The following is a 19,240-nucleotide window of genomic DNA, read 5'->3' on the forward strand; positions in this document are numbered from 1 at the left end:
ACACCAACTTCGCCCCCGGCTCGGGCCAAGGCCCGAACCGCCCCCCATGGGGGCCAAGTCAATCTTGGGGTGGCCCGGCGATTGACTTGCGCGTGGAAAACCACGAAAATGCGCGTCCCTTAGGGGCGGGCAGCAGCTACTGGTTGTCGTTCGCGCCGAATAGGGGAGTCGCCAAGTTGGTTAAGGCACTGGATTTTGATTCCAGCATGCGAAGGTTCGAATCCTTCCTCCCCTGCCAGAAATTCCCCGCCGGGCAGGCCCATGGATCACCGGCAGCTTGCCCGTATCGTTAGCACATTGTTTGCTCATTATGTGTAATTCAGTCCCATTTCGCTAGCGCAGGAAACTCGAATGGCCTATGACAGTTTGATGGTATTTACCGGCAACGCCAATCCCAAGCTGGCGGGCGATGTCGTCAAGCGCCTCAACATCTCGCTGGGCCGCGCCACCGTCAGCCGTTTTTCCGACGGCGAGGTGAATGTCGAGATTCTCGAACACGTGCGCGGCCGCGATGTCTTCATCCTGCAGCCGACCTGCGCGCCGACTAACGACAATCTGATGGAGCTGATCGTGATGGTCGATGCGTTCAAGCGCGCCTCGGCTGCGCGCATTACCGCCGCGATCCCGTATTTCGGCTATGCGCGCCAGGATCGCCGTCCGCGCTCGGCGCGTGTCGCCATCACGGCCAAGGTCATCGCCAACATGTTGCAGGCGGTGGGCGTCGATCGCCTGCTGGTGGTTGACCTGCATGCCGAACAGATTCAGGGCTTCTTCGACATCCCGGTGGACAACATCTTCGCCGCGCCGGTGCTGTTGAACGATGTCTGGAAGCAGAATTACGAAGACCTGATGGTGGTGTCGCCCGATGTCGGCGGCGTGGTGCGCGCGCGCGCCTTTGCCAAGCAGCTTGAAACCGACCTCGCCATCATCGACAAACGCCGTCCCAAGGCCAACGTCTCGGAAGTGATGAATATCATTGGCGATGTCAACGGCCGCACCTGCGTGATCATGGACGACATCGTCGATACCGCCGGCACTTTGTGCAAGGCGGCGCAGGCGCTCAAGGAGAATGGCGCCAAGCGCGTCATGTCCTACTGTACCCATCCGGTGCTGTCGGGCACGGCGGTGGCGCGCATCGCAGAATCGGAGCTGGACGAACTGGTCGTGACGGATACGATCCCGCTTAGCGATGCCGCCCGTGCCAGTGGACGTATTCGCACCGTGCCGATCGCGCCGCTGCTGGCCGAAACCATCATGCGTATCAGCAACGAGGAGTCGGTGTCCTCGTTGTTCATGGAGTAGTTTTTCGTTTTCATCAACCCCCTGTCTGGTCGCGGACAGGTTATCCAGGAGTTAATCATGCAAATTGAATTCAACGCAAAGAAGCGTGAACTGCAGGGCACGAGTGCGAGCCGCCGCCTGCGTCGCGCCAACCGGGTACCCGGCATTCTTTATGGCGGCCCCGACAAGCCGCAGCCGATCGACATCGATCACAACGAGTTGTATCAGCATCTGCGCAAGGAGGCCTTTCACTCTTCCGTGCTGACCGCCAATGTCGAGGGCGCGAAACAGATGTGCCTGCTGCGCGACGTGCAGTGGCACGCCTATCGCCAGATCATTCTGCATGTCGACTTCCAGCGCATCGACGCCGCGCACAAGATCCATCAGAAGGTGCCGCTCCACTTCGTCAATGCCGACATTGCGCCGGGCGTAAAGACGCAGGGCGGCATGGTGCAGCATGTCCTCACCGAACTCGATGTGAGTTGCCTGCCCAAGGATCTGCCGAGCTTCATCGAAGTCGACCTCAAGGATCTGGATATCGGCCAGTCGGTCCATATTTCGCAACTGGCGATTCCGGCCGGCGTTGAAATCGCGCATCACGGCGAAGGCGATCCGGTTGTCGCGACGGTCATTATCCGTGGCAAGGCGGATGCAGCGGAAGCCACAGAAGCCGCTGCCGCTGCCGAAGCTTCGGCAGCAGCTACTGCGGCTTCACTTGAGAAGAAGGCCGCTCCAGCCGCTCCGGCCGAGAAGACCGAGAAGAAGTAATGTGACGCAGACGAAGCTTCGTCTCGTCGTCGGCCTTGGTAACCCCGGGGCCGAATACATCGAAACCCGGCACAACGCCGGGTTTTGGTTTTGTGAGCGGCTGGCGCATGAACTTGGCGTGTCCCTCAACAAGGAAAGCCGCTTTCATGGCTGGGCGGCAAATGCGCGCGAGGCCGGGGTATGGCTGCTGATGCCCGCTACCTTCATGAACCACTCCGGGCAGGCGGTACGTGCGCTGGCACAGTTCTATCGCATCGAACCGGCGGAAATGCTGGTGGTGCATGACGAACTCGACCTGCCGCCGGGCCAGATGCGGCTCAAGTTCGGCGGCGGTCTCGGCGGTCATAACGGCCTCAAGGACATCACCAGCCATCTTGGTACCCAGGATTTCTGGCGCCTGCGCATCGGCATCGGCCATCCCGGCGACCGCAACGAAGTCGTCAATTACGTATTGAAACCGGCGCGCAAGGAAGAGCAGGCCGACATTGATGCGGCGCTGGATCGTGCGTTGCTGGCGTGGCGTGATCTTTCTCATGGCGACTTTGAGGCCGCCATGAGAAAGATCAACGCCAAGCCTCCCGAGCGGGAGGCTTAGGCAAATACAACAGCCTTCCCCCGCCCCCTTCCCGAGGAAGGGGTGACGGAGTCGGCTCGCTTCGCTCGAAAAGTTTTTGTTGCCATCACCGATGGCAGGATGGAGAAGTTATGAGTTTGAAATGCGGCACCGTCGGCCTGCCCAACGTCGGCAAGTCCACACTGTTCAACGCGCTGACCAAGTCCGGCATCGCGGCGGAGAACTATCCCTTCTGCACCATCGAGCCGAACGTCGGCATCGTCGAAGTGCCCGATCCGCGCCTCGACGAACTGGCCAAGATCGTCAAGCCGCAGAAGATCCAGCATGCCATCGTCGAGTTTGTCGACATCGCCGGTCTGGTCGCCGGGGCGAGCAAGGGCGAAGGACTCGGCAACCAGTTCCTCGCCAACATCCGCGAGACCGACGCCATCGTGCATGTGGTGCGCTGCTTCGCCGACGACAACGTGGTGCATGTGGCCGGCAAGATCGATCCGCTGCATGACATCGAAGTGATCGACACCGAACTGGCACTGGCCGACATGGCGACCGTGGAAAAGGCGCTGGCACGCTATTCCAAGCAGGCCAAGGCCGGCGGCGACAAGGAAGCGAAGCTGCTGGTGAGCGTGCTGGAGAAATGCCTGGCGCAACTGAATGAAGGCAGGCCGGTGCGTGCGCTCGATCTCTCCAAGGAAGAAAAGGCCAACCTGCGCCAGTTCTTTCTCATCACCGCCAAGCCTGTGCTCTACCTCGCCAACGTCAAGGAAGACGGCTTCAAGAACAACCCGCACCTCGACGCCGTGCGCGCCCATGCTGCGCAGGAAGGCGCCGAAGTGGTCGCGCTGTGCGCCGCCATCGAAGCCGAGATTGCAGACCTCGCCGATGACGAGAAGCAGATGTTCCTCGCCGACATGGACCTCGACGAACCCGGCCTCAATCGCCTGATCCGCGCCGCCTTCACGCTGCTCGGCCTGCAGACTTATTTCACCGCCGGCGTCAAGGAAGTGCGCGCCTGGACCATCCACGTCGGCGACACCGCACCGCAGGCGGCGGGCGTGATCCACACCGATTTCGAGAAAGGCTTCATCCGCGCCCAGACCATCGCCTATGATGACTTCATTGCCTACAAGGGCGAGGCAGGCGCCAAGGAAGCCGGCAAGATGCGCGCCGAAGGCAAGGACTATGTCGTCAAGGATGGCGACGTGATGAACTTCCTCTTCAACGTATAAGCCGTCATTCCGGGAAGCTGGTCCTCGAATGCTTTTATCGGGGAGCGGGATAGGCATGACTGTGGGCGGCTTTGGGTCTGCTTGACACAAAGCTTGACTTATACTTGACTCTTGATTTAGCCTCTGTGCATGGCCTACGTTCCCCAATTCATTATCAGTCCAATCCTGCTTGCCGAAGTGGAGCAGGTGGCTGCATTGCGCGAGCGGATTCAAAGTGCGGTGGTGGATCTTGCGTGGATACCCGCACTGCAGAAAGACACTCGCACGCGCAACGTGCATGCTTCGACGGCCATCGAAGGCAATCCGCTGACCCTGGAGCAGGTGCGCGCCCTGGAAGAGGGGCGCGAGCTTTCCGCTTCCAGTGGACGGTCGAAGCGGGAGGTCATCAATTATTTTGCCGGGCTGCGCTATGTGGAAAAAAACGCAGCCAAAAAGAAAATAGGTCATGTAGATATTCTGGAACTACACTGGATACTGGCCGGCGAAGTAATGGATCAAGGCGAGGCGGGGAAATACCGGATGATCGCCGTGCGGGTCGGGACATATCTGCCTCCTCCACCCGATGCCATTTCAGGGTTGATGTTCGAGTTGCTGGAATGGTGGAACACAGCGGCAAAAAAACTTTCGCCGGTGCTGAGTTCGGCCATCCTGCATTACCGCTTTGAGGCCATCCATCCGTTCGCCGACGGCAATGGCCGCACGGGGCGGGCGCTGGCTTTGTGGGAGCTGTACCGGCGCGGCTTCGACACGCACCATATTTTTTCGGTGGATGAGTATTACTGGGAAGACCGGCCCGCCTACTACGCCGCGCTGCAAAGCGTGCGCGCGGCCGGAGAAGATATGAGCGCATGGCTGGAATACTGTGCGGCAGGTCTGCGGCAAACTTTGGAGCGGGCATGGCTGCGCATACAAACTTTGCAGGTGAAGTCTGCGGAAAAGTTGGTATTGCGCCCAAGGCAGGAACAACTGCTGCATCTGCTGCGCGATCACGGCGGCATGGCGCCTGCCGAGATATGGGCAGCGCTGGGAGTGTCCAGGCAGGGGGCGATGGATTTGCTGCGGCCCTTGCTGGATGCGGGTGTGGTGGAAAAGGTCGGCGGCAACAAGACTGGACGCTACGTTTTGAAAAACACATGAACGAAGCCGAAACCCGTGCCGAAGGCAAGGAGTATGTCGTCAAGGATGGCGGCGTCATGAGTTTCCTGTTCAACGTGTGACCTCGACACCAGCCTATCGCGGTCGTTTCGCGCCGAGTCCGACCGGGCCTCAATGACAGTCGCAATTTTGCCGTTGCTCGGCGAAGTCCATTCGAGTACAGTTTGACATTTAACACGTCAGGCTCGACGGCGCGAAATGTCCAACCCCTTCTTTGACCACCCGATCCTCAATTCTCCCTACGAGCGTCCATCGCGGCACTGGGAGCTTGACGAAACCGGGCAGCCGACGCAAAAGCTTGTTGATATTCGCCGCCCGGCGCAGTTCATCACCCCGATCCCGAAGCCCAAGAAGCGCAAAAGCGCCCCCAAGCAGGAAAGCTTCGTTTTCGACAACGGCCAGGGGCTATCAAGCAAGGAACAGCAATACGACCCCACCTCAATCATCAATGAAGTGCGTGGTCATGTGGAATCCTGGCGCGCACTGCCCAACCCCAACCAATGGCAAGTCACGCCGGAAACCGCCCGCCTGCTGCAACACTGACGCCACCACAAGTTCGCAGGCATTCGCCCGTTCTTCTGTCAAGTGGAAGCGGTCGAAACGGCCATCTGGCTTATTGAGGTCGCACCTCAATCGAAGCATGGCAAGCGCATCCTCGACCACCTCGCCGCCGCGAACCGGGACGCCAATCCCGAGCTGATGCAAGATGATTACGCTTGCCGTTGCCAATAGGGGCTGACCTCCAATGACCAAGCTCATTCCGAAACCTGAAAACCTTGTGCCCCTCGTTTTGGCGATTCGTGGCGAAAAGGTGCTTCTGGATGCCGACCTCGCGGAACTCTATGGTGTGGAAACAAAAGCGCTCAACCAGGCAGTGAAAAGAAACCTGGATCGTTTTCCGGACGACTTCATGTTCCAACTCACGGCCGCAGAATGGGAACGGATGAGGTCACAATCTGTGACATCATCCCCGAAGGCAAGCCCCATGCGGTCACAATCCGTGACCGCATCGCGGCGCAAGCTCAGCGCCTTGCCCTATGCCTTCACCGAGCAGGGTATCGCCATGCTCTCCAGCGTGCTGCGTTCGCCGCGCGCGGTGGAAGTGAATATCGCCATCATGCGCACCTTCGTCCAGTTGCGCCGCCTCATGGACTCGAACCGCAACCTCGCGCGCAAGATCGAGGCGCTGGGAATGAAGTATGACGAACAGTTCACCATCGTCTTCGATGCCATCAAGCAGTTGATCGCCGACGACCAGGACCGCAAGGCCAAGCCGAAACGCCGCATCGGCTTCCTCTAAACACCAACTGCCACCGACACCATGGCCAAAAAACCCGCCACCCCGAAGTCCGTCGACACCATCAAGCACGACGAGGCCAAGCGCAAGAACATCCCCACTGCGGAATACCAGTCCGTGGTCGAGGAGGAGCAGAAGAACCCGAAGCAGTTGCGCTACTCGCGCAACACCGACCTCGACCCGCAGCTGGTCTGGCGCGGCAAGGACGAGCAGGATTGGTCCGACCTCGTCGTCCATGCCCCGCCGCTCTACATCCAGGAAAAGGTGCACCCCAAGGCGCTGATCGACGACCTGCTGCGCGAGATTAAAACGCGAATACACCTTTTCTATTTGACGGAGATTTGAAATGAAGTATTGGCTTGGTGTGACGGACAACGGGTGGTTCGAGTTTCTCAGTCAAGCCAACGTTGACGAGGTCAACTTCTGGCAACCGAGTGGCCGAGCTCCTTTCGTGGGGTTAGAGCAGGGGGCTCCGTTTCTATTCAAACTCAAACGTCCATTCAATCACGTTGCGGGGGGCGGATTTTTTGTCAAGTTTTCCGTTCTTCCTCTGTCAATCGTATGGGAGACTTTCGGGTATAAAAACGGTGCGTCCTCTCGCGAAGGGTTCGAGACGATGATCCGAAGGCTTGCCCCGAATCCACAAGCGAGGGATCCGGAGATTGGATGTACGGTTCTTGCGGCGCCGTTTTTCTGGCCAAGAGAAACTTGGATCGCCGATCCCGTGGCTTTCGCCGGAAATATTGTCCGTGGTCGCTATTACGACACCACCGAATCAAATGGTACTCAGCTGTGGAACCAGGTTCAGGCAAGACTTGACAAGCAAGTCTTGCCTGATTTTGGTCGTGTAGCAAATCAACCCGTTGCAAGGTATGGTGATTCGATCCTAGTTAAACCTCGGCTTGGTCAGGGAGCATTTCGGGTTCTTGTAACCGATGCCTACTCCCGTCGGTGCGCAATTACGGGGGAAAGTACCCTTCCAGTGCTAGAGGCTGCCCATATCTTGCCATTTGCCGAATGCGGTCCAAACGAGGTTTCTAACGGGATGTTGTTACGCTCCGATTTTCACAAACTTTTTGATCTCGGATTCGTTACAGTCACGGAGGACTTCCGAGTAGAAGTAAGCCAGCGAATCCGCGAAGAGTGGTTCAACGGGAAAGCCTACTATCGTCTCCACGGAAAAGAACTTGCGAATCTTCCAGAGACCGCGTCTCAACGTCCCGATGCAGCTTTTTTGCGCTGGCATAATGAACACTGCTATCAAGGCTAGAGGAGATACGATTGCTGTCAAAAACGTTGATTGCCGAGTTACTAAAGTTCAGAAGTGTTAGAGATTGGGAACAATTTCATTCGGCTCGCAACTTGGCTTCGGCCATCTCAGTCGAAGCAGCAGAATTACTCGAATCGTTCATATGGGCATCGGATAATCAGGTGGCCGAGATCGCAGGTACTCGCCACACCGAAATCAGCGATGAAATAGCGGATATCGCTATATTGCTTACGTATCTTGCGCACGATCTCTCTATCGATATCGATGTTGCCGTCAAGAATAAAATTCAGATCAATGCAGAAAAATATCCAGTGGAAAAGGCTCGTGGATCAAACAAGAAATATTCCGATCTTTGAGTGCGCCCCAGTCCAAGACGATCGTCACCGATATGGTATCGGAGACACGCGAAGCGAATGACGCCAGCTTCGACGTACTGATCGCCTGCGCCTTCAACTACGACGCCCATACCACCGACTCCAGCAAGCTCAGCCGCATTACTGCCAGCAAATGGACTCCCCGTATCGCCGACACCTTCACCGACAGCCTCGTGCGGCTTACCGGCGAAGAACAAAAACAAGTCAAGACCACTGCCTTCGATCTGCAACTGAATCCGGCCAATCCGGGACATCACTTCCACAAACTGGACAAAGCGAAGGACAAGAGCTTCTGGTCGCGGAACAGGCGCAGAACGGTGTTCTGCCGCACGAGTTCGGTGTTTTTGTGTGCTCCGCGGGGCAGCTTCCGCGTGCCGAGGCCGCGGTCAAGGTGGCTGGCTTACCTTGCAAGATTCTCGATGAGCATATCGAGACGGCGAGCGGTCATGTGTCGATCTGCATCATGCCGCTGGCCAAGGGGCTGGAGTTCCGTGCCGTGGTCGTGATGGCCTGTGACGATGAGGTGATCCCCTTGCAAGTTCGTATCGAGGCGGTCGGCGATGACGCCAACCTACAGGAAGTCTATGACACCGAGCGCCACTTGCTTTACGTTGCCTGTACGCGGGCGCGCGACCATTTGCTGGTGACAGGAGTTACTCCGGTGTCCGAGTTTCTGGACGATCTGCGACAGTAGCCTTGCACAGTTTCTAAGTTAAACATGACACCGACGCTTTCCTATCGCGGCCGTTTCGCGCCGAGTCCGACCGGGCCTTTGCATTTCGGGTCGCTGGTCGCGGCGCTGGGCAGTTGTCTCGATGCCCGCGCCAATCGCGGCGAATGGCTGGTGCGCATGGAAGATGTCGATTCTCCGCGTTGCGTGGCGGGCGCGGATAGGCAAATCCTCAAGACGCTGGAAGCCTCCGGTTTCGAGTGGGATGGCGAGGTGGTGTATCAGAGTCGGCGCAGCGATTTGTATCGTGCCGCCTTTGATCGGCTGAATTCAAGCGGTTGTCTTTTCCCCTGCGCCTGCACGCGCAAGCAGCTCGCGGGCGGCGCGCCGGCTATCGATGGCGGGCAGCTTTACGACGGTCGCTGCCGTAACGGTTTGCCGCCTGGGGCCAGGCCGCGCGCCTGGCGGTTGCGCGTGCCCGACGCAGGCGAGACCTCATTCGATGACGCGATTCAAGGCCGGATGTCGCAACAATTGCGGCGCGACGTCGGCGACTTCGTCGTGCTGCGCGCGGATGGCCTGTTTGCGTATCAACTGGCGGTGATTGCGGATGATGATGAGCAAGGCATCACGCATGTCGTGCGCGGCGCCGATCTGCTCGATTCAACGCCGCGGCAGATTTTCTTGCAGCAGTTGCTGGGCTATCCGCAACCGGTTTATGCGCATCTGCCGGTCGCCGTCGATGCCAATGGCGAGAAGCTGTCGAAGCAGACGTTGGCGGCGCCGGTAGATGTAGCGCAGCCGCTGCCGGCATTGCTGGCCGCATGGCGGTTTCTGGGCCAGATGCCGGAAGCGCCGCCGGCGCGCGTCAATGAATTCTGGGAATATGCGATCACGCATTGGCGCCTGAGCAAGGTACCGCAACGCCGCGCCCAGGCGGCGCCGGATTACTCGCCGCTTTATTCCCGGTAATCCTTGCCGCCATAGCGCGAGACGCTGACGGCGAAGCGTACGAAGGCATAGGCGGCGCGGTTGACCAGTCGCGACCACCACGAGCGATTGTTCATGTCTTTAATCCGCACTTCCCTGCCGCCGGATGCGATGGCGCGCTGCAGGCGTTCGCGTAATGTTGCCGCGAACCCGGCATCGTCGATGACGACATTGGCCTCGCGCGACAGCAGCAGGCTGAAGGGGTCGATGTTGGATGAGCCGACCGTCGCCCATTGCCGGTCGACAACGCCGACCTTGGCATGGAGAAACCCGGCGTGGTATTCGAAAATGCGGATGCCGGCCGGCAGCAGTTCGTGATAAAGCATGCGTTCTGCATGGCGAATCACGGCATGATCGCCGCGACTTTGCAGCAGCATGGTTACCTTCACCCCGCGCCGCGCTGCGTCCATCAGCGTTTCGCGGAAGCGCTTGCCGGGCAGGAAATAGGCGCAGGCGATGAGAACTTCCTGTGCGGAAGTTTCTATCGCTTCAAGGTAGGCGTTTTCGATGTCGCGCCGATGGCGCAGGTTGTCGCGGATCAGGAAGGCGGCGTGTACCGGACCGCATAGTCTGCGGCTGATGGGCAAATTGGCCGGTCGCTCCGGCCGCTGTCCAAAAGTGGCCCAGCGCACCAGACGCCACAAATGGCGCACGGCATCATGGATGTCCGCGACCAGCGGCCCTTCAACGACAATTGCATAGTCATGACGCGGGAAACCCGGGTCGGTATCGGTCGTGTCAGCGACGATGTTGAGACCGCCGACGAAGGCGATGCGGCCATCGATCACCACCAGCTTGCGATGCAGGCGGCGCAAGCGATTGCGGCGGAAGCGCTGCTTGGCCACTTCTGCGCGATAGATCAATACTTCGCAGTCAGCGGCGATCAGGTCGGCGCCGAGTTCATGGGGAAAGTCGCGGGCACCGAAGCCGTCCACCAGCACACGTATCTCGGTGCCGCGCTGCCGCGCGCGGATCAGTGCAGCGACGACGGCCTTGGCGGCTTCGTCGTTGGCGAAGATATAGGATTCGAGATGCACTTCGCTGGTTGCTGAATCGATGGCTTCAACCAGGGCCGGGAAATACTCGACGCCGTTCTCCAGCAAGCGCACCGCGTTGCCTTCGACGAAGCGCGGTTTCATTTCCTGACTATGCCCAGCCGGGCCGAGAGCGCGGCATGGTCGGTGATGCGCGACCAGACGCGGCCGCTATGCACCATCACTGTTCGAACCAGAAAGCCGCGCACATAAATGCGATCCAGTCGAAACATGGGCAGCACGGCCGGGAAACTGCGCGGGGGGCGGCGCTGATGGCCGCTGAATGCTTCGATCATGCCGAGCCGCCCGGCCAATTCGTCGTGGGCCCGATTGCGCCAGTCGTTGAAGTCGCCCGCGATGATCAGCGGCGCTTGCCGCGGCACCACGGTTTCAATGTGGTTCGCCAGCGCATCGAGCTGCAGTTGCCGCGAGCGGCCGAGCAGGGAAAGATGCACACAGACGCAGTGCAACGGTTGCGCCAGACCGGGCACCTCGATCATGCTGTGCAGCAGTCCGCGCCGTTCGAAGCGCAGGTGCGTCACGTCCTGATTGTGGCTGCTGAGTATCGGAAAGCGCGACAGGATCGCATTGCCGTGATGGCGATGGTCGCGCACCACGTTGCGGCCGTAGGCTGTGTCCGCCCAGATGTCCTCAGCGATGAATTCGTGCTGCGGCTGATCAGGCCAATTGGCGTAGCGTTGCGAATGTTGAACATGCAGGCCCTGCACTTCCTGCAGGAAAACGATGTCCGGCGTCAGTTTGCGCAACTGCTCGCGCAGATCGTGAATCGCCAGATTGCGGTTGAACTGAGAGAAGCCCTTATGGATATTGCATGTCGCGATGTGAATCATACCGTCAGTGTTCAAGACACTGACAGCATACGATCGAGCGCAACCTTGGCCAGCACGGCTTCATGCTGCGGTACCTTGATCTGGTTGACCACCTTGCCGTCGACAAGATTTTCCAGCGTCCAGGCCAGGTGCTGCGGGTCGATGCGTTGCATGGTGGAGCACATGCAGACGGTGGGTGACATGAACTGCACGGTTTTGCCTTCGGCCTTTACTTCTTCGGCTAGCCGGTTCACCAGGTTGAGTTCGGTGCCGACCAGCCAATGCGTATGGGACGCCGCCTGCTTGACGGTCTTGAGGATGTATTCGGTGGAACCGACATAGTCCGACTGGCGGCAGATTTCAAAAGCGCATTCGGGGTGTGAAATGACGATGCCATCCGGATGCTGGTTGCGGAATTTGAGGATGTGCGCGGGCTGGAACATCTGGTGCACCGAGCAGTGACCCTTCCACAACAGGATTTTTGCGCGGCGAATCTGTTCGGCCGTGAGCCCGCCCATTTCGAGATCGGGATCCCACACCAGCATCTCGTCGAGCGGAATATCCATCTGGTGGCCGCTCCAGCGTCCGAGATGCTGATCGGGGAAGAACAGCACTTTTTCGCGTTGCCCGAACGACCAGTGCAGGATCTTCGGCGCGTTCGACGAGGTGCACACGATGCCGCCATGCGTGCCGCAGAAGGCCTTCAGGTCGGCGGCGGAATTGATGTAGGTGACGGGCGTGACCTGTTCATCCGGATGCAGCACTTCGGCCAATTCGCGCCAGCAGCGCTCGACCTTGGCCAGGTTCGCCATGTCGGCCATGGAACAGCCGGCGGCGAGATCGGGAAGAATCGAAATCTGTTCCGGCCGCGACATGATGTCGGCGACCTCCGCCATGAAATGCACGCCGCAAAACACGATGTATTCGGCATCGGTCTGAGAGGCAAGCCGTGACAGCTTGAGCGAGTCGCCGGACAGGTCGGCATGCTTGAACACGTCGGCGCGCTGGTAGTGATGGCCGAGGATGACGACATGCTTGCCGAGTTTGGCTTTCGCGGCGCGAATGCGCTCATCCGCTTCGCGGTCGGCGAGTTCGTTGAAACGGTCGAAGGAAATGGTGGCGGTTTGCATGGGAATCAATCAAAAAATTAGAGTCGGAAATTGGAGTGAAGTTCGCAAGAGGCCGGTTTTACTCTCGGCCCTCCACTCTTGACTCTCTGCTAAGTTTGCACCCAGGGCAGGCCGTGAAAGCGCCAGCCGTTGATGCGGCCGCGATGCCCTTCGGCATTCTTGTCGCCCTCGAAGCCTTCGAGGACATTGAAGCATGGCGTGATGCCGGCTTCGGTGGCGGCCTTGGCGGCGGCGCTGGAACGTGCCCCGGAGCGGCAAATGAAGAACAGCGCCCCGTGGTTGCTGCCCGTGGCCCGCTGCAGGTCGGCGATGAAACTGGCATTCGGCACGCCGCCGGGATAACGCTGCCACTCGACCTCGATCGCGTCAGGCACGCGTCCAACCCAGGCCAGTTCCGCCGCAGTCCGCACATCAACCAGGCGTGCACTCTCGTCGAGTTGCAGAATTTCGGCGACTTCCTTCGGCGTCAATGCGCCCGCATAAGGCAACCCCAGATCGCTGGCGCGCTTCTTGGCGACGGCAAGTAGGTCATCGAGTCGGCTCATGGAATTTGTCTCCGGTACAAGAGTTGGCAAGGCTAAAATCAAGGTTTCCAGTATAGCTGCCATTATGAGCGACGACCACGCCCACTTTCATCACACGCGCAGCAGCGACGATGATCGTTCTGCCGTCGGGCGACGTATTACCTGGACCAGCGTGGTGGTTAACATCGTGCTGACCGCGATGCAGTTGGTGATCGGCTTTATCGCGCATTCGCAAAGCCTGATGGCGGATGCCATGCACACATTGGCGGATGTGGTCTCCGACGGATTTGTGTTGTTCGCGATTCGCAGCGGTTCCAAGGCGGCCGATGCCGATCATCCCTATGGCCATGGCCGGGTCGAAACGGCGGCATCGCTGATGCTGGGGCTGGTTCTGTTTGCCACCGGCGCCGGCATCCTGCTTTCTGCCGCAAGCCGATTGCAGAATCTGGGCAATGTGCCTATGGTCGGTGTTGCGGCAATGTGGGCGGCCATCGTTACCCTGATCGGCAAGGAACTGCTTTTCCGCTACATGCTGCGCGCCGCGCAGCGGCTGCGCTCGCCAATGCTGGTGGCGAATGCCTGGCATGCGCGCGCCGATGCGCTGTCGTCATTGGTCGTGGCGGCAGGGGTCGGCGGAGCGCTGGCGGGGTTCCGCTTTGCCGATGCCCTGGCGGCGGTCGTCGTCGGTGCCATGGTCATCAAGTCCGGACTCGGCTTTGCCTGGAGCGCGATCCTGGAACTGATCGACACCAGCCTCAGCGCGGACGAAGTCGATGGCATTCGCGCCTCCATCAGGGCTACGCCCGGCGTACGCGGCTTGCATGAGTTGCGCACGCGGCGCATGGGGCACCAGTCCCTGGTCGATGCCCATATCCAGGTATCGCCGCGCATCAGCGTCTCAGAAGGACATCACATCGCCGAATCGGCACGCCAGCGCGTGCTCGACCATCATCCCGAAGTACTTGACGTCATGGTGCACATTGACGCCGAGAACGATTTCGATCCGTCCCTGCGCGGCGGCAAATTCCCCGGCCGCGAAGTGCTGGTGGGTCAGTTGGAGTCGATGCTCGGCGAAGATCTCGCACAATTCGAAAAAATCGTGCTCCATTTTCTTGGCCAGCAGGTGGAAGCAGAGGTTTTTCTATCGGTGCGGATGGCGCACGATCTGGAATACTTGGGCAAACTGGAAGCTCGTCTCGCCAAATGTTTGCCTGAGAACGAATGGTTCCACAGCATCACGCTGAACCATACAATTGCACCAAAATAGTGCCGACAACACCAATGTGCCCTGCTTTGGTGCTTTGATGCAGGCATGACGCGCGAAATCGTCTTGTGGCACAATTACCTGCGGCCTGTCGTGCTCTGGCACAAAATCTGCTAAAAAGCCGTAGCATTTTCATTCCATTCACGGCTTAACCGAAAACACGTTCAGGAGAACACGCAATGACGACGCCTCAAGACGTACTCAAACTGGTCAAGGAACAGGAAGTCAAGTTTGTCGACTTTCGCTTTACCGACACCCGCGGCAAGGAACAGCACGTTGGCGTGCCGATCAAGGCTTTCGGCTTGGAGAAATTCGAAGAGGGCCATGCTTTCGACGGCTCGTCGATTGCCGGCTGGAAGGGGATCCAGGCGTCGGACATGCTGCTGATGCCGGATGCCGCCACCGCTTACATCGATCCCTTCATGGATGAGACTACGCTGGTGCTGACCTGTGACGTGGTCGAACCCTCCGACGGCAAGGGCTATGATCGCGATCCGCGCTCCATCGCCAAGCGTGCCGAGGCATACCTGAAATCTTCCGGCATCGGCGACACCGCCTACTTTGGTCCCGAACCCGAATTCTTCATCTTCGACTCGGTCGAGTGGAAGATCGACATGTCCGGTTCCTACTGCAAGGTATTCTCGGAAGAAGCCGCCTGGGCTTCGGCCGAGAAGATCGAAGGCGGCAACGTCGGTCACCGTCCCGGCGTCAAGGGTGGCTATTTCCCGGTGCCCCCGGTCGACAGCCTGAATGACATCCGTGCCCAGATGTGTCTGGCGCTGGAAGCCTGCGGCGTTGAAGTGGAAGTGCACCACCATGAAGTTGCGACTGCGGGCCAATGCGAAATCGGCACCAAGTTCGGCCCCCTGGTGCAACGCGCCGACCACACTCAGGTGCTCAAGTACATCATCCATAACGTGGCCCACAGCTATGGCAAGACTGCGACCTTCATGCCCAAGCCCATCGTTGGTGACAACGGTTCCGGCATGCATGTGCACCAGTCGATCTGGAAAGGCGGCAAGAACCTGTTTGCGGGCAACGGCTACGCCGGCCTGTCGGAAATGGCGCTCTATTACATCGGCGGCATCATCAAGCACGCCCGCGCCCTGAACGCCATTACCAATCCGCTCACCAACTCCTACAAGCGTCTGGTGCCCGGTTTCGAAGCTCCGGTCAAGCTGGCTTACTCGGCCCGCAACCGCTCCGCTTCGATCCGCGTGCCCTACGTCACGTCCGACAAGGCGCGCCGCATTGAGGTGCGCTTCCCTGATCCGGGCGCCAACCCCTATCTTGCCTTCACCGCGATGATGATGGCCGGCCTTGATGGCATCCAGAACAAAATCCACCCAGGCGATCCCGCCGACAAGAACCTGTACGACCTGCCGCCCGAAGAAGACGCGAAGATCCCGACCGTCTGCTCCAGCCTCGAGCAGGCGCTCGATTATCTCGCCAACGACCACGAGTTCCTGACCCGTGGCGGTGTGTTCAGCAAGGAAATGATCGATGCTTACATTGAGCTCCGAATGGAAGAGGTTACCCGCTTCCGCATGACCACTCACCCGCTCGAATACGAGATGTACTACAGCATCTAACGCGCATGGTCGCCAGCGCCATCCTTGGTGATGAAAATGCGCGAAAGACAAATCGAAGCCCCTCACCCAATCCCGCCCCGGGGCGGGGTTACCGATTTGCTCGCTGCGCTCGATAGTCACAATGCGCGCCGTTTTTACTTTTTCACACTAGAACCTAACTTCGCACTTCTCAAAGCGGGGCAAACCTGGCGTTTGCCCCGTCTTTTTTTTTCGCCTACACTTCACCTTCCTCAGGCATCATGCGACCCATGCTCAAAGCAACTCTGCAGATCTTGGTGATGATTTCGTTGACGAGCCCAATCGGGGCGAGCGCAAGCACGCTCTATCGCTGCAAGGATGAGTTCGGGCATGCCACTTATACGAATTACAAGGCCGACAATCGCAAATGCACGGTGTTGTCGCACGACGAAACACGCAGCAGCAGATCTGCTTCAAAGTCGGGCGGCAACACCAACGGCAAGGCCTCTCCCGCAGACTTTCCCAAGGTGGCGGGGGAGACGCAAAAAAACCGGGATAGCGATCGCCGCTACATCCTCGAACAGGAATTGGCGGCTGAGCAGAAACACCTTGAGGAAGCGCGCAAGTCGCTTACCGAACAGCCTTCCGGGGCGGGGTTGAACAGGCACAACCCATCCGTGATCGTATCGCACTGCATGAACGCAACCTGGATGCCTTGCGGCGCGAGATTTCCAATCTCAAATAAATAACCGCGCGTGCGAGCAACATAAATGGCTCGCTTTTTGCTGATCAAGGCGCCATGAACTCTTCCGAGAGACACTCGCCCCAGCAGCTGGCATTCAGCGGACTCGACCTACTGTCTTCCGCCGTCGTCGTGCTCGATGAGCGCGAACTCATCAGGCATATGAATCCGGCCGCCGAAAATCTCTTCGCCGTGGCGCAGCGCGCCTGGCTGGGGCATCCGCTGGCCCAGTTGCTGGGATCGTCGAAAGTGCTGGTGGCGGCGCTGGAAAATGTGCTGAAAAACAACTGGAGCTATACCGGCCACAACATCGAGGTAGCGCGTGGCGACCAGCCGGCCCTGCATGTCGACTGCACGGTAACGCCCATTGAGGCGGAAGGGGCCGGATTGTTGCTGGAGTTTCGCCCGATCGATCAACAATTGCGTGCCGTGCGCGAAGAACGCGAGGCGGTGCAGCAGCAGGCCAACCGCGAACTGATCCGCAATCTCGCGCACGAAATCAAGAATCCGCTGGGCGGCATCCGCGGCTCGGCGCAACTGCTGGAACGCGAATTATCGGTACCCGCGTTGCGCGAATACACGCAGGTCATCATCAGCGAGGTGGATCGCCTGCAGGATCTCATGCAGCGCCTTCTGTCTTCGCACCGGACCATGCAGCCGGCACAGATCAATATCCATGAAATTCTCGAGCGCGTACTGCGCCTGATTCACGCCGAGTTCTCCGGCGTGCGGGTGCGCCGCGATTACGATACTTCGCTGCCGGAGCTGACCGGCGATCGCGAACAACTGATTCAGGCCATCCTGAACATCGCGCGCAATGCGGCACAGGCAATGAATGGACAAGGCGAGATCGTGTTCAGGACGCGATCCCTGCGCAAAGTGACGTTGGCGAAAAAACACTATGCGCTGGCACTGGAATTGCAAGTGATAGACAACGGCCCCGGTATCGCGGAGAACATTCGCGACAAGATCTTCTATCCCTTGGTATCGGGGCGCGAGAACGGCAGCGGGCTGGGACTGACATTGACGCAGAGCTTCATTCATCAGCATCATGGCACCATCGAGGTCGAGTCGCGGCCCGGCCGTACCTCTTTTCGCATCATGCTGCCGCTGATGAGCGAACAGGGAAACAGGAATAAATCATGAATCCGGTCTGGATAGTTGACGACGATCGTTCGATTCGCTGGGTGCTCGAAAAGGCTTTGGCGCGGGAAGACATCAAGTACAAGAGCTTCGCCTCGGCAAGCGAAGCGAAGCGCACGCTTGAAGACGGCGAAGTACCGCAGGTGCTGGTGTCGGATGTCCGCATGCCGGGCGATTCCGGCCTCGATCTGCTGCGTCATGTGAAAGCCTCGTGGCCCGATTTGCCCGTCATCATCATGACGGCCTATTCCGACCTCGATTCCGCCGTCGCCGCGTTCCAGGGCGGCGCCTATGAATACCTGCCCAAGCCCTTCGATGTCGATCAGGCGCTGGATCTGGTCAAGCGGGCAATAGCCGAAATCGAGCACCATCCCGGTGCTTCCGAAGCAACTGCCGTGGCGCCGGAAATCCTCGGCCAGGCGCCGTCGATGCAGGAAGTATTTCGCGCCATCGGCCGCCTGTCGCAGTCGCATGCCACTGTACTCATCAATGGCGAATCGGGTACCGGCAAGGAGCTGGTGGCGCACGCACTGCACCGCCACAGTCCGCGCCGCGATGCCCCCTTCATCGCCATCAACACTGCGGCGATTCCACGCGACCTGCTCGAATCCGAATTGTTCGGCCATGAAAAAGGCGCCTTCACCGGCGCCACGGCGCAACGGCGCGGGCGTTTTGAGCAGGCCGAGGGCGGCACGCTGTTTCTCGATGAAATCGGCGACATGCCCGCTGAACTGCAAACGCGCTTGCTGCGCGTGCTTTCGGACGGAAACTTCTATCGTGTCGGCGGCCACTCGCCGGTCAAGGCCAATGTCCGCGTCATCACCGCCACGCACCAGAATCTCGAAGAGCGCGTCAAGCAGGGCCAGTTCCGCGAAGACCTGTTTCATCGCCTGAATGTCATTCGCCTGCGCCTGCCGGCCTTGCGCGAACGGCGCGAGGACATTCCGGTGCTGGCACGTCACTTCCTCGCCCGCAGTGCGCAGGATCTCGGCGTCGAGCCCAAACGCTTGTCCGCCGCTGCGATCAAATACATGACCGGACTCGAATTTCCCGGCAACGTGCGCCAACTGGAAAACCTCTGTCACTGGTTAACCGTGATGGCGCCCGGACAAATCGTGGATATTGTCGATTTGCCCGCTGAATTGCGCGAGCAGAGCATCGGCAATGCACCGGGCAACTGGCTCGACGCACTGGCGGCCGAAGCCGACGCGTTGATCGCCGCAAAGCCGGGCGAAGTTTTCGAGTTGCTGACCCGCGCCTTCGAGGGACTGCTGATTCGCCGCGCGCTGACCGCGACCGGCGGGCGCCGCATCGAAGCGGCGCAACTGCTCGGCATCGGCCGCAATACCATTACGCGCAAGATCCAGGAACTGGGACTGGATGAAAACAAGGGCAACGATTCGACACCCTAGCCGTCG

22 protein-coding genes and 1 tRNA gene are annotated in these 19,240 nt (G+C 59.3%); 19 read left to right on the forward strand and 4 right to left on the reverse strand.

All coding sequences use genetic code 11. From position 1 onward, the window contains the following. Positions 1 to 161 precede the first annotated feature (161 nt). From K5E80_RS12030 to gluQRS, 14 genes are all read left to right on the forward strand, one after another. A tRNA-Gln gene (locus K5E80_RS12030) sits at positions 162 to 238 on the forward strand. Between the two features lie 113 nt (positions 239 to 351). After that, the gene (locus K5E80_RS12035) at positions 352 to 1,302 is read left to right on the forward strand and encodes a ribose-phosphate pyrophosphokinase (RefSeq protein WP_220636380.1); all 951 of its coding nucleotides are present in this window, start codon (positions 352 to 354) and stop codon (positions 1,300 to 1,302) included. Between the two features lie 57 nt (positions 1,303 to 1,359). Beyond that, positions 1,360 to 2,049, forward strand: coding sequence for a 50S ribosomal protein L25/general stress protein Ctc (locus K5E80_RS12040; RefSeq protein WP_220636381.1), 690 nt, complete (start codon positions 1,360 to 1,362; stop codon positions 2,047 to 2,049). Between the two features lies 1 nt (position 2,050). Then, on the forward strand, positions 2,051 to 2,644 hold the full coding sequence (gene pth, locus K5E80_RS12045; RefSeq protein WP_246590968.1) for an aminoacyl-tRNA hydrolase: 594 nt from the start codon (positions 2,051 to 2,053) through the stop codon (positions 2,642 to 2,644). 110 nt (positions 2,645 to 2,754) lie between these two features. After that, positions 2,755 to 3,849, forward strand: a complete 1,095-nt coding sequence (gene ychF / locus K5E80_RS12050; RefSeq protein ID WP_220636383.1) for a redox-regulated ATPase YchF — start codon at positions 2,755 to 2,757, stop codon at positions 3,847 to 3,849. 129 nt (positions 3,850 to 3,978) lie between these two features. Next, positions 3,979 to 4,986: a Fic family protein gene (locus K5E80_RS12055; protein ID WP_220636384.1), complete on the forward strand. Its 1,008-nt coding sequence runs from the start codon at positions 3,979 to 3,981 to the stop codon at positions 4,984 to 4,986. Positions 4,987 to 5,202: 216 nt separating this feature from the next. After that, positions 5,203 to 5,547: a hypothetical protein gene (locus K5E80_RS12060; RefSeq protein ID WP_220636385.1), complete on the forward strand. Its 345-nt coding sequence runs from the start codon at positions 5,203 to 5,205 to the stop codon at positions 5,545 to 5,547. A gap of 202 nt (positions 5,548 to 5,749) precedes the next feature. Further along, positions 5,750 to 6,304, forward strand: a complete 555-nt coding sequence (locus tag K5E80_RS12065; RefSeq protein ID WP_220636386.1) for an ORF6N domain-containing protein — start codon at positions 5,750 to 5,752, stop codon at positions 6,302 to 6,304. Between the two features lie 21 nt (positions 6,305 to 6,325). Beyond that, a complete protein-coding gene (locus K5E80_RS12070; RefSeq protein ID WP_220636387.1) occupies positions 6,326 to 6,646 on the forward strand; it encodes a hypothetical protein in 321 nt (106 codons plus the stop codon). 1 nt (position 6,647) lies between these two features. Further along, positions 6,648 to 7,571 (forward strand): HNH endonuclease, encoded by a 924-nt coding sequence (locus K5E80_RS12075; RefSeq protein WP_220636388.1) that lies wholly within the window; start codon positions 6,648 to 6,650, stop codon positions 7,569 to 7,571. An 11-nt stretch (positions 7,572 to 7,582) separates the two neighbouring features. Beyond that, entirely contained in the window at positions 7,583 to 7,927 is a 345-nt protein-coding gene (locus K5E80_RS12080) for a nucleotide pyrophosphohydrolase (protein WP_220636389.1), read from the forward strand. Next, the gene (locus tag K5E80_RS16770) at positions 7,924 to 8,451 is read left to right on the forward strand and encodes a hypothetical protein (protein ID WP_246590969.1); all 528 of its coding nucleotides are present in this window, start codon (positions 7,924 to 7,926) and stop codon (positions 8,449 to 8,451) included. The genes K5E80_RS12080 and K5E80_RS16770 overlap by 4 nt, the downstream gene beginning before the upstream one ends. Continuing rightward, the gene (locus tag K5E80_RS16775; RefSeq protein WP_246590970.1) at positions 8,409 to 8,639 is read left to right on the forward strand and encodes a 3'-5' exonuclease; all 231 of its coding nucleotides are present in this window, start codon (positions 8,409 to 8,411) and stop codon (positions 8,637 to 8,639) included. Before K5E80_RS16770 ends, K5E80_RS16775 begins: the two co-directional genes overlap by 43 nt. A 24-nt stretch (positions 8,640 to 8,663) precedes the next feature. Continuing rightward, entirely contained in the window at positions 8,664 to 9,587 is a 924-nt protein-coding gene (gene gluQRS, locus K5E80_RS12090) for a tRNA glutamyl-Q(34) synthetase GluQRS (RefSeq protein ID WP_220636391.1), read from the forward strand. Here the strand turns inward: gluQRS and clsB are convergent. From clsB to K5E80_RS12110, 4 genes are all read right to left on the reverse strand, one after another. Beyond that, on the reverse strand, positions 9,575 to 10,744 hold the full coding sequence (clsB, locus tag K5E80_RS12095; RefSeq protein WP_220636392.1) for a cardiolipin synthase ClsB: 1,170 nt from the start codon (positions 10,742 to 10,744) through the stop codon (positions 9,575 to 9,577). The genes gluQRS and clsB overlap by 13 nt on opposite strands. Then, a complete protein-coding gene (locus tag K5E80_RS12100; protein WP_343213247.1) occupies positions 10,741 to 11,505 on the reverse strand; it encodes an endonuclease/exonuclease/phosphatase family protein in 765 nt (254 codons plus the stop codon). Before K5E80_RS12100 ends, clsB begins: the two co-directional genes overlap by 4 nt. Further along, positions 11,502 to 12,599, reverse strand: coding sequence for a quinolinate synthase NadA (nadA, locus tag K5E80_RS12105; RefSeq protein WP_220636393.1), 1,098 nt, complete (start codon positions 12,597 to 12,599; stop codon positions 11,502 to 11,504). The genes K5E80_RS12100 and nadA overlap by 4 nt, the downstream gene beginning before the upstream one ends. Positions 12,600 to 12,688: 89 nt before the next feature. Next, on the reverse strand, positions 12,689 to 13,144 hold the full coding sequence (locus K5E80_RS12110; RefSeq protein WP_220636394.1) for a rhodanese-like domain-containing protein: 456 nt from the start codon (positions 13,142 to 13,144) through the stop codon (positions 12,689 to 12,691). A gap of 64 nt (positions 13,145 to 13,208) precedes the next feature. Here K5E80_RS12110 and K5E80_RS12115 point away from each other — a divergent pair, with 64 nt between their 5' ends. The 5 genes from K5E80_RS12115 (at position 13,209) to ntrC (ending at position 19,234) form a co-directional block, all read left to right on the forward strand. Beyond that, a complete protein-coding gene (locus K5E80_RS12115; protein WP_220636395.1) occupies positions 13,209 to 14,390 on the forward strand; it encodes a cation diffusion facilitator family transporter in 1,182 nt (393 codons plus the stop codon). A 176-nt stretch (positions 14,391 to 14,566) separates the two neighbouring features. Then, positions 14,567 to 15,979, forward strand: a complete 1,413-nt coding sequence (gene glnA / locus K5E80_RS12120; protein ID WP_220636396.1) for a type I glutamate--ammonia ligase — start codon at positions 14,567 to 14,569, stop codon at positions 15,977 to 15,979. Positions 15,980 to 16,266: 287 nt separating this feature from the next. After that, on the forward strand, positions 16,267 to 16,686 hold the full coding sequence (locus tag K5E80_RS12125; protein ID WP_220636397.1) for a hypothetical protein: 420 nt from the start codon (positions 16,267 to 16,269) through the stop codon (positions 16,684 to 16,686). A 50-nt stretch (positions 16,687 to 16,736) separates the two neighbouring features. Then, complete coding sequence (gene glnL, locus K5E80_RS12130) at positions 16,737 to 17,825, forward strand: nitrogen regulation protein NR(II) (protein ID WP_220636398.1); 1,089 nt, start codon at positions 16,737 to 16,739, stop codon at positions 17,823 to 17,825. Then, the gene (gene ntrC, locus K5E80_RS12135; RefSeq protein WP_220636399.1) at positions 17,822 to 19,234 is read left to right on the forward strand and encodes a nitrogen regulation protein NR(I); all 1,413 of its coding nucleotides are present in this window, start codon (positions 17,822 to 17,824) and stop codon (positions 19,232 to 19,234) included. Before glnL ends, ntrC begins: the two co-directional genes overlap by 4 nt. Positions 19,235 to 19,240: the final 6 nt, after the last annotated feature.

The organism is Georgfuchsia toluolica (assembly GCF_907163265.1).
GTDB classification, from domain to species: Bacteria; Pseudomonadota; Gammaproteobacteria; order Burkholderiales; family Rhodocyclaceae; genus Georgfuchsia; species Georgfuchsia toluolica.